The following is a 10,662-nucleotide window of genomic DNA, read 5'->3' on the forward strand; positions in this document are numbered from 1 at the left end:
AAATTTTATAACTTGCGGCGATGGAAAATTTTGTAGTTTCGGCCAGGAAGTACAGGCCCACAAATTTCAAGAGTGTGGTAGGCCAACAGCACATTACCACCACGCTGAAAAACGCCATAAAGAACCAACATTTGGCGCAGGCGTTTCTTTTTTGCGGCCCCAGAGGTGTGGGGAAAACTACATGTGCCCGGATTTTGGCAAAAACCATTAACTGTGAAAACAGGACAGCAGACGTGGAGGCGTGTAACGTATGCGATTCCTGTAAGGCTTTTGACACTAGCAGTGCTTTTAACGTTCATGAATTGGATGCAGCTTCCAATAACTCGGTGGATGACATCCGTAATTTGGTAGATCAAGTAAGATATGCGCCCCAAAAAGGGCAATTCAAGGTGTATATCATCGATGAGGTTCATATGCTTTCCGTATCTGCCTTTAATGCCTTTCTGAAAACCTTGGAGGAGCCCCCGAAGCATGCCATCTTTATTCTGGCCACTACAGAGAAGCACAAAATTATCCCCACTATCCTTTCCAGGTGCCAGATTTTTGATTTCAACCGGATTCAAATTAATGATATAGCCGAACACCTAAAGTATATTTCGGCAAAGGAAAACGTCAGTTATGAGGATGAGGCATTGCGACTAATTGCCACCAAGGCGGATGGGGCATTAAGGGATGCGCTCTCCATTTTTGATTTGATTGTTACCTTTTCAGCTGGAAAAACGGTAACCTACCAGGAGACTATTTCCAACTTGCATATTCTGGATTATGATTATTATTTCAGGGTCACTGATGCCCTGTTGGAAGAAAGCATTTCCTCGGCCTTGTTGATATTCGACGAGATCCTGAAAAAAGGGTTTGACGGACATAATTTTTTGGTTGGCTTGTCGGCACATTTCAGGGAATTGATGGTGAGTAAGGATTCAGCTACTATCGCCCTCATGGAGGTTTCGGAAGGAGCTAAGGAGCGCTATAAGGAGCAATCCGGAAAAACCACTTTGTCCTTCCTTTTATCCGCCTTGAACATTTGTAACCAGGCAGACCATTCCTACAAAACCAGCAAAAACCAACGTCTCCATGTGGAACTTGTTTTGATGAAGCTGGCTAAGCTTCCTCATGCCATTACCTTGGCAGCAGTAGCACAAGAAGAAACAAAAAAAAAAACATAGGCGAGGAGACGCCGCAAGAAGCAACTGAACCATCATCCCTGCCCTTTAATGGGAAGAACCAGCCCGCCGCCCCCGTTAAACGGACCTTAACCATCCCGAAGAACATTGATGAGGCCAAGGCGGCCGTTCAGGAGAAAGAGAGAGGAAAAGAATCAAGAGAAGAAAAACCGACTCCGGTGAAAGAAGAGGAGGCTTCAGAATCCCAGTTGGAGATTACCAGGGAACAAGTCGCCAAAGCCCTCGAAGAAATCATTTTTGGCTATAAGCAAAGCCATAGGAATATGGAAATTGCCGTATTCAAGCAGGAATTTGAGTTGCGAACGCACCAGGTTCATTTTTTTCTGCACGGAGAATTACAACAGGATATTTTTGAAAAATGCAAACCCGAGATCAACCGGCTGCTCAAGCAAAAACTAAAACACCCGGAGGTGGAAGCCTCCTGCGAAATTCTAGAGGAAAAGAATACGGGTAAAAACCTCTATACTTCCACGGATAAGCTGAACTTTTTGCTGGAAAAGTCCCCGGCACTCAAGGAGCTCCAAAAAAGATTTGGATTGGAAACGGACTTTTAAAAATCTATGGCTATGCCAAAGTTTATCAAGTTCTGGAGTTGAATGGCCCTAGATGCCGTGCCGTCGTCCTGTTCTATAAATACGCTTTCATCATAGATCATTACCGTCTCTATACGTGTGGTGATGTATTGGTTTACCCTTAGGTTTATTACGGAGTTGAAGTTGACTACCACATTTCCCAGTCTCTCATAATTGGAGAATAAATTGATGTCGGCTTTCCAACGGATATTTTCCATCAATTGTGTATCAATCGATGAGCCCACCGAAATTCCTGCCTCAGGTCTTACTTTTTCACCTGGCACCACACCAAAGGCACCGGCATTGCTGAGGGAATCATCAAGCACAATAGTAAATCTTCCTGTGAATGGAGAGAAAATAGCGGAGAATTTGTTGTTTGTCCCATATTCTACCTGGTAGTTCAAACCCGTGGAGGATTGAACGTACCCTGGGCTGAGTAGATCAGAAATCCGGTTTCGGTTTTCCTGTTCTGCTCCTGCCGGCCTGAAATACCGGTAACCTTCGAGCAACTGGGTTCTGGCATCTATTTGGGTAGAAAGGTAAATCTTCTCGGTCAACTCCCGTCCGTATTTGCTGATAAAAATAAAGTTGTCGTTGGTTTTACGAGTAGGGTAGGCTCTGCCCCCCTGTCTGTTGATACCGTAATTGACCGTGAGTTTTGTGTCCCAAATTTTTTTGTCCTTTTTGTAACTTGCAAATAACTGCAGCCCCGTGTTAAGGGCAAATGAGGAGGCACCACCAGCCGCCCAGTTGCTCAATGCCACCTGCTGTATGCTCAGGGTGAAATTCCCTCCCGATTCCCAATAAAGTTCAATGGGCGTAGGTTCTATGATCAGGGAATCCCCTATCATCACAAGAGTGTCCCCACTGATGATGACAGTGTCTGCACGTATTATTTGATCCTCCTGCGCAATAACGGGGAAAGCCGTTAAAAAAAAGCTGGCTAAAGAAAGAATAAAGAGGATCTGTCGCATATGATCAAATAGCTTTCGCTTGCAAATATAGAAAGATCCCTTTTTCCACTACTGGTAGATTTTCAATTTTTGCCCAACTTTTAAAATACTTGATTCCTCTAGACCGTTCCAGCTCCTTAGCTGGTCTATACTTACACCATATTTCTTAGAAAGTGCGTACAAGGTGTCCCCAGGTTGAACCTGATGCTCTATACCCTGCTCATTACTGTTATCAGACTGAGAAGTCCTTCCAGAATTGGCCTGAGTGGCAGGAGCCTGCTGAGAAGATTTTGCCGGAGGAGAAGGCACAGAAGTCTGCTGAACAGGTGTCTTTGGCTGGGAAGGTCTTACTATTTCTATTTCCTCATTCCTTCTTCTGTAGTCCTGAAGCAAGAGAACCATCCCCGGCTGCAAATCCTTGTCCTTATATAATCTGTTTTTGGCTTTTAAGGAATGCAGGCGAATGCCGTATTTTTGGGAAATAGACCAAAGGGTTTCACCTGGCTGGACGATATGTTCCCCTACTTTTCCTTTCGCTTTTTTCCTTTTGGTGTAGTAATAGTTCCCCTCAATGATGGCATCTGATCTATTCAGGTCGTTTACGCGCCTTAGTTTACGTTCCCTTTTCCCAGTTTGGATGGCTAGTTGGGTAATTGGACCACTTCTAGACGCCCTTACGGCTCTTATGTCGTTTACCTTTATCTGTCCGGGCTGGGTGGCCTTGGAAACATTGCCACTTACCTTGGGGTAGGCCTGAGCCTGCCTGGCCCTTGGGCCACTCAAGTCCGGAGTTGCTGTGGGGCTGGTCTCCGTGCTACTGGCTATGGCAGGCCGGGATGGTGCGATGTCCTTTCTGATGAAGGTGACAAAGTAGGTTTTATCTCCTGGAATTTGTCCATTTGTAGTCCATTTGTTGTATTCCTTTAAGTGGCTTTCACTTACTCCCAGAGATTTGGACAACGCTGCCAATGTGGTTGGCCCTCTTACAGGGTGCTCATGAAGGTAATCCCCGTTACTTACTAGCATCCCAGTCTTACCTTCAAATGCTATTTTATGGGCCAAGTATTTTTTTAGGTACCAATGGGAATTGCGGTCAATATCCATGGTTTTTTTTCCATTGTATTTGTCCCCAAAATAGCCCCTTGCACCACCCAGTCCCATTTGGTAAGACACCAGGGCACAGGCCCAGTTGTTCAGGTGACTTTGATGTTTTTTGAGATACAAGGCTGCCCCCCTGGTGGAGGCCACGATGTTTTTCCTTTCGTCGATCTGGTTGTCCACCCTCAAAAACACCTCCTCTGCCGTTCCCTTTTTGAATTGCCAAAAACCCACAGCGTTTGAGGTGGATACTGCATCGGAAATTAGGCTACTCTCTTGGATAACTAGGTACTTTAGATCCGTGGGTACCCCTTGTTCTCTTAAAACCCGCTCCACTGTTGGCATGTAAAGATTAACCCTGTCCAACTTGATTTGAAAGTAATTGGGGCTGCGGTACAGGGCGTTCACATCCGCCTGTATTTCCCTTCTCGCCTGCTCATTGAGTTTCAGGGTAATGTCGGCAAAATAGATCACCGAAGGCACTTCGGGAACCTGGGCGTAAAGGACTTGGGAAAGACCAACTACCGAAAACCATAAAAAAAGAAATACTTTCATGTGTTTATATTTTGTTCTTTAATGGTCACATGGAATCTCGCATGATTTTAATCATCCCTCCGTGCGTCGCTCGCGTCATGCCCTGACTGCCGTCAGGACAGGCTCGATTTCATCTGTTTATAATTGTTTTTCAGTGGTCAGATAGCCTGCCCCTGCCTGCCCCGAACTCGTTTCGGGGAACTTGTTTCGGGGGAATCTCGCAGTCTATAATCATCTCTCCGTGTGAGGTTCTCCTCATGCCTGACTGCCGTCCAGGCAGGCTCGATTTCTTCATCTTACATTTATATTCTTCTAGCCATCATTATTCCATCCCTAAAAGGCAAAATTAGGTTTTCTACCCTGGGGTCCTTGTTAACAATTTTATTGAACTCCAAAATAGTCTCCGTGTCTTTGTCAAGTTTTCTCCGGTTTTTAGCCAATACCTTTCCTGACCAAAGGATGTTGTCCGCCAATATCAAGCCACCCTTTCTTATACGATCAACGGTCAAATTGTAATAGTTGACATAATTAATCTTATCAGCATCAATAAAAACCAGGTCAAATTGTGTATCTAATTGGGGTATTAGTTCTAGGGCATTACCGATTTTGTAATCTATTTTGCCTTCGAGCCCAGCCAGTTTAAAATACTTTCTAGCCATCGTTTCCAGTTCTGCATTGATGTCAATGGTAACCAACCTACCTCCTTCTGCCAAGCCCCTAGCCAGGCAGATACTTCCATATCCGGTATAGGTACCTATTTCCAATATGTTTTTTGCATGGAGCAGTTTAGCCATTTGGGTCAAAAACATACCCTGAAGGTGACCGGATAGCATTCGGGGTTTCAAAACTTTAAGGTGGGTTTCCCTGCTTAGCGCCCTGAGCACTTCGTCCTCAGCACCACTGTGTCTTTCGCAGTAGTTGATTAGTGCCTCATCCATCATAACTGTTACTTTGGTAGGTAGGTGAGAAAACTCAGTTGTGATTCGTCATATACTTCCATTGCCAAATCCTGCAATTCATCCGCAGTAGCGGAACGTATGGTCTGAAAAATGGTTTCCAAGGGATCCACATAACCTTTGTCGAGAAGGTTCTTTCCGTAAACCAGCATCAATCCCACATAATTTTCCTCTGCCATGGCCATCTGCCCTATTGCCTGTTCTTTGGCCATGTGCAACTGTAGGGTCCCTAGCTTTTTTTCCCGGATCCTTTTCAGTTCTCTTAATACTATGCGCCTGGCCTTGGATGCGGCTTTTTCTTCTGTACCATAATATATGCCAATAAACCCTGTATCAGTGAAGGCTTGATACACCGACTCGATACTATATACCATTCCGTGCTTTTCACGCAGGGCAAGGTTCAACCGAGAGTTCATACTGGGACCACCCAATACATTATTTAGGAGGTACAATTTAAACCTTCGTTGGTCATGGATGGATATGGCCTGCTTACCTAGTGCACAATGTGCCTGCGTAACCTCCTTATACACTACGGTGTCTTTTGGAACATAGGAGTTGGCAGCAAACCTTTGGTGGCTGCTGGTCTTGGTAGGGATCTCTTCCAGTAAAGGAACGATCTTTTTGAGGACTTTGTCAAAACTAATATTGCCGACTACGGAAAAAACTATCCTTGAGGTGTCCAACCGTTCATGAAGAAACCTCAAAAAATCCTTTTGACTGAAATGATTCACTGTTTCTTCGGTGCCAAGTATGTTTTTCCCCAGGGAATGACCCGGAAAAAGGAATTCATCAAATTCATCCTGAAGGCAGTCGTCCGGAGAATCCCTGTACATGGCCATCTCCTCTAAAATCACCTGCCTTTCTTTTTCTATCTGCTTGGGGGGGAAAATGGAGTCGAATGTAATGTCATAGAGCAATTCGGAAGCTTTGCCCCAATGTTGCTTCAACACGGAGGCATAAAAGCATATCTTCTCCTTGGTGGTATAGGCATTGAGCTCTCCCCCTACCGCTTCCAGTCGGTTGATAATGTGGAAAGCCTTCCTTTTATGGGTGCCTTTGAAGGCCATATGCTCCCAAAAATGGGCTAACCCTTCTTGGCCTTCCCCTTCATCCCTACTGCCTATATCCAACACAAAACCCGAATGCACCATGCGTGTATGTGGGATAAGTTGATGAATTATTCTGATTCCGTTGCTGAGTTCTTTTACTTGATAAACCATGCCCATATTCTGCCTGCAAAAGTAACAGCAATAATTGGAATTATTAAACACAGGGTAAAAAGACCGGGTAAATCCTTGGGGCAATCTGCATTTTTACCAGTCCACTACCGAGCCATCAAAAGGGTCATAGCTTTCAGGGTTGGTCCAGTCATGGCCTATTTTGTCCTCCAGGGCATCTTCGTCCAGCTCTACACCTAGCCCAGGTCCCTCCGGTATCAAAACACTTCCGTCTGCTTGCAGCTTAAACGGGTTTTTCAAATACCCTTCCCCCAGTGAAACTTGTTCCTGTACCAGAAAATTGGGGATACTGGCTGCTAAATGTAGCCCGCAGGCCAAGGAAATGGGGCCCATGGGGTTGTGGGGGGCGATGGCGGCATAATAGGCCTCTGCCATTCCCGCAATCAGCCTGCATTCGGTAAGCCCACCAGCATGGCAGATATCTGGTTGAAGGATGCTAGCCGCTCCTTTTTCCAAAATTTCCCTAAACCCCCATTTGGTGAAAATCCTTTCTCCGGTGGCAATGGGTAGATGGGTGCCCCGGGCAATATCCACCATCACATCTACATTTTGTGCCTGGCAGGGTTCCTCTATAAACATGGGTTGAAAGGGCTCCAATTCTTTGATCAGCAGCTTTGCTGTTTGTGGGCTGATGGCACCGTGGAAATCTATCCCTATATCCATTTCGTCACCTCCGGCTTCCCGGAGTGAGGCGAAATTGTCCACTGCATATTTTACGAAGGCGGGGTTCTCCACTATTCCGGCGGGTTTTTTCTTTGCCACTCCCGTTTTGATGACCGAGTATCCTTCGGCCTTTCTTTTTTTCATGTCCTCGGCATTGCTTGCCCTACCGTAAATCCTTACCCTGTCACGGGTAGGTCCACCGAAGAGTTCATAAACGGGTACACCCAATAATTTACCCTTGATATCCCAGAGGGCCTGGTCTATGCCGCTAAGTGCACTGGTAAGTATGGGGCCCCCTCTGTAGAAAGCATGTCTATAAATCGCCTGCCAGTGATGCACTACTCTCCTTGGGTCTTTCCCCAATAAATAAGGCTCTATTTCTTTTATGGCGGTCTGAATGGTAAGTGCCCTTCCTTCCAGCAATGGTTCTCCAAGCCCGATCACCCCCTCGCTGGTGTGGATTTTAAGGAAAATCCAACGGGGCTTGACGAGAAAGGTCTCCAACTTGGTGATTTTCACATCCCCATATAGGTTTTCAGGAGCAGGTTGGTTGGCATAGGAGGAAAGGGGCAGGATTAAGGAGGTACCTGCCAATCCTAAAACCGACTGTATGGCAGACCTTCTAGATACTCCTGTTTTTTGTTTGTTGGGTCTTGTTTTTTTCATAGTTATTTTGGGCTTTTTCGGTGGCTGTTACCAATTGTGAATTGCCCCATCAGGGCTTTTCAATATCGGGTGAGTATGTTTTGTGTTTTCGGTAATCTCAAAAAGGAAATCCGCCTTCTCCGGGTCAAATGTTACACCAAGGCCTGGGCTGGGGTTCAGGTACACTTTACCCTCTCTGAAGTCAATAAAGTCCTCATTGAAATAGTCAGGCTTTTCAGGTTCTCCACCCGCCAACTCGATCATGCACCGTGTTGGACTAGATGAGCCCAGCACATGGATTAGGGCTGCCGTTGAAAGCGGCCCGGTAAAGTGCGGTATGATCCCCACGTAGTGCGTCTCTCCAATGGCCAAGATTTTCTTCAATTCTGTGATACCCCCGGTATTGGGAAGAGTGACCCGGCTATAGTCAATAAGGTGGTTTTCCATGAGCACATTGGTGTCCCACCTATCCCCAAACTGCTCTCCCACCGCTATGGGAACTTTGGTCATATTTCTTATGGTACGGTAGACTTCTGGGTTTTCCGAGCGGATAATGTCCTCCACAAAATAGGGCTCCATTTTCTCAAGTTCAGAACAAATTTTTATAGCTTCAGGAGTGTCAAACCTGGTGTGTAGGTCTATGGCCCAATTGCCCGATCCCCCAACCGCCTTGTCAATGCGTTCGCAGAGGTCAATCGTTTTTTTGGAATGTTCGTAAAAGTCAAAAGGCTCCTCACCGTTGCCCCCTGTAGGGCCTATACGGTAGCTTCGCAAGCCTGCGGCAATGCAGTCCTGGGCTCTGCCTTCTGGTGTATTGGCATTGGATGCCCTGAAGCCAGTGGCATAACACTCCACGAAATTCCTGGTCTTCCCGCCGAGGAGATCATATACCGGCACATCTAGGGCTTTACCTTTCAAGTCCCACAAGGCCATCTCTATGGCTCCCAAGCCATGTAGCTTTTCCCTCCCGGGAGGGTAAAACATGCCTCTGTACAGGTATTGCCATAGATGTTCTATGCGGAAGGGGTCTTCTCCTATCAGCATTTCAGCACATTGTCTTACCATATCGGGGGTGCCGCCTTCGCCTACTCCGATTAATCCGGAGTCGGTTTCTACTTCCACGATTCCTCGCGCCTGGTTAAACAGGGGCTTGGTATAGCCCGGGGCAGCGTAGTACCTGATTTTCTTAATTTTAAAATCTGATCTGGCATGGGCCATCGTCAACGGTAGTCCGGCCATAAGGGCGGCCCCACCTAAAGCCCCAAGCTTAATGAATTCTCTTCTCTGCATAGGTTATATTGGATCTATTGAAAAAATTAAAATAGAAAGATCCACTGTTACCTACAACTTTCTGTTCATCTTCTTTTATTATTGGCCAAATAAAAGGACAGGTAGCGGATTTTGTGCCTGTTTTGTGAAATTTAATTTCGGCAGATTACCTTTACTTCAAAGAGGATTGTAGCAGATTGACAAATGTTTTCGTCTCGGTTATGGTATCAAAATTAAAAAAAAGTGAAAATCACTATCCTAAATACAACATTAGGGCTTTTAACCCTGTCTTTACTGGTTTCTTCTTGTGATTGGTTTGGTGGAGGGACTGAATCACCCGTTACTGCCAATATTAGAGCTTTAGAGGCTAGTGAGCGAGAATTGGTTCACAGCAGTTCCCAATTTGCACTTGATCTGTTTCAGCAGCTCCGGAAAAATGGAGATCCCAACCAATTCTACAGCCCTTACAGCATTCACCAAGCGCTAGCTTTGGCCATGAACGGGAATGAGGATGAGGTGCTTGAGGAGTTTAAGAACCTGCTCCACTATGAAGGGATGGAACTGGAGAATGCAAACAGGGCTGCTGAATCCCTGACTCGGTACTTATTGGAGTTGGATCCAAAGGTACGGCTGGCCATCGCAAATGCCATCTGGTACAGGCAGGAATTTCAGGTGTACACCCCCTTTAAAGATACGGTGAGCAAGTACTACAGTGCGGAAATTGCCCCTCTGGACATGACGAATCCACAATCCGTAAATGTGATTAATGGCTGGATAGAGACGAATACCAATGGCCTAATCAAGGATATGCTGGATGCCATTCCTTCCAATGCAGTGATGTATCTCGTAAATGCCCTCTATTTTAAGGGGGAATGGAAATACAGGTTTACCTCTACAAACACAGCCCCCTTTTATCCCAGCCCAAACCGAGAGGTACAAGTTGAAATGCTGCAGTATGATGAACCTGCCAACCTAAGGGGATACGCCGAGGGCGGACTTCATTATTTGGAAATTCCATATAGCACCGGACATTACAACATGGGGATAATTATGTCCCAGGAGCATGACCTCGACGATAAAATGGAATCCTTCAACTTGGAGAAATTAGAGTTTTGGAGAGAAAATGCCCTAGAGCAAAATCTCATCCTTCATTTCCCTAAGTTTATAATGGGTTACAAAATCGAAAACCTTAAGGAGGATTTGCAGGAAATGGGACTTAACCTGGTGTTCGAGCCCAGTACAAGGAATTTCACAAAGTTGTTTGACCACCCCACCGAGCCCCTTGCCATTAGTAGAGTTATTCATGATGCATTTATAGAAGTGGATGAAAAAGGTACCGAGGCTGCTGCCGCCACTGTGGTAGAGATATTTACAACTTCAGCAGGGCCACAACAGCCGAGAATGTTGAGAGTTGACAAGCCTTTCGTGTTTTTTATCCAAGACAATCACAGTGGGGCCATTCTCTTTATCGGTCAATTGGGCGATCCTTCTCAATTGTAAAAAGAGAAATCAATTAGATGTAGGCAAGCGCATCAATAAACGGATTATGC

The 10,662-nt window shown here is 45.8% G+C and carries 9 protein-coding genes; 3 read left to right on the forward strand and 6 right to left on the reverse strand.

Going from position 1 to position 10,662, the window contains the following annotated elements; genetic code table 11:
- The first annotated feature begins 20 nt into the window (after positions 1 to 20).
- Together DB520_RS25705 and DB520_RS25710 are read left to right on the forward strand one after the other, a co-directional pair.
- Positions 21 to 1,166: a DNA polymerase III subunit gamma/tau gene (locus DB520_RS25705; RefSeq protein ID WP_114752655.1), complete on the forward strand. Its 1,146-nt coding sequence runs from the start codon at positions 21 to 23 to the stop codon at positions 1,164 to 1,166.
- Between the two features lie 176 nt (positions 1,167 to 1,342).
- On the forward strand, positions 1,343 to 1,738 hold the full coding sequence (locus DB520_RS25710) for a hypothetical protein (RefSeq protein ID WP_114752656.1): 396 nt from the start codon (positions 1,343 to 1,345) through the stop codon (positions 1,736 to 1,738).
- Here the strand turns inward: DB520_RS25710 and DB520_RS25715 are convergent.
- The 6 genes from DB520_RS25715 to DB520_RS25740 all read right to left on the reverse strand — a co-directional run bounded on the left by DB520_RS25715 (position 1,735) and on the right by DB520_RS25740 (position 9,133).
- Positions 1,735 to 2,730, reverse strand: coding sequence for a DUF3078 domain-containing protein (locus DB520_RS25715; protein WP_198675462.1), 996 nt, complete (start codon positions 2,728 to 2,730; stop codon positions 1,735 to 1,737). The two genes, DB520_RS25710 and DB520_RS25715, sit on opposite strands and share 4 nt — an antisense overlap.
- 48 nt (positions 2,731 to 2,778) lie before the next feature.
- On the reverse strand, positions 2,779 to 4,362 hold the full coding sequence (locus tag DB520_RS25720) for a LysM peptidoglycan-binding domain-containing protein (RefSeq protein ID WP_114752657.1): 1,584 nt from the start codon (positions 4,360 to 4,362) through the stop codon (positions 2,779 to 2,781).
- Positions 4,363 to 4,643: 281 nt separating this feature from the next.
- The gene (locus tag DB520_RS25725) at positions 4,644 to 5,279 is read right to left on the reverse strand and encodes an O-methyltransferase (RefSeq protein WP_114752666.1); all 636 of its coding nucleotides are present in this window, start codon (positions 5,277 to 5,279) and stop codon (positions 4,644 to 4,646) included.
- A gap of 8 nt (positions 5,280 to 5,287) precedes the next feature.
- A complete protein-coding gene (locus DB520_RS25730) occupies positions 5,288 to 6,517 on the reverse strand; it encodes a M16 family metallopeptidase (RefSeq protein WP_114752667.1) in 1,230 nt (409 codons plus the stop codon).
- Positions 6,518 to 6,610: 93 nt separating this feature from the next.
- Positions 6,611 to 7,864, reverse strand: a complete 1,254-nt coding sequence (gene dgoD / locus DB520_RS25735) for a galactonate dehydratase (RefSeq protein ID WP_114752658.1) — start codon at positions 7,862 to 7,864, stop codon at positions 6,611 to 6,613.
- A gap of 27 nt (positions 7,865 to 7,891) precedes the next feature.
- Positions 7,892 to 9,133, reverse strand: coding sequence for a mandelate racemase/muconate lactonizing enzyme family protein (locus DB520_RS25740; protein ID WP_114752659.1), 1,242 nt, complete (start codon positions 9,131 to 9,133; stop codon positions 7,892 to 7,894).
- A 222-nt stretch (positions 9,134 to 9,355) separates the two neighbouring features.
- Between DB520_RS25740 and DB520_RS25745 the strand changes: the two genes are divergently transcribed.
- On the forward strand, positions 9,356 to 10,612 hold the full coding sequence (locus DB520_RS25745) for a serpin family protein (RefSeq protein WP_232835158.1): 1,257 nt from the start codon (positions 9,356 to 9,358) through the stop codon (positions 10,610 to 10,612).
- The last annotated feature ends 50 nt before the right edge of the window (positions 10,613 to 10,662 follow it).

It is taken from the genome of Pleomorphovibrio marinus (assembly GCF_003347495.1).
GTDB lineage: Bacteria > Bacteroidota > Bacteroidia > Cytophagales > Cyclobacteriaceae > Pleomorphovibrio > Pleomorphovibrio marinus.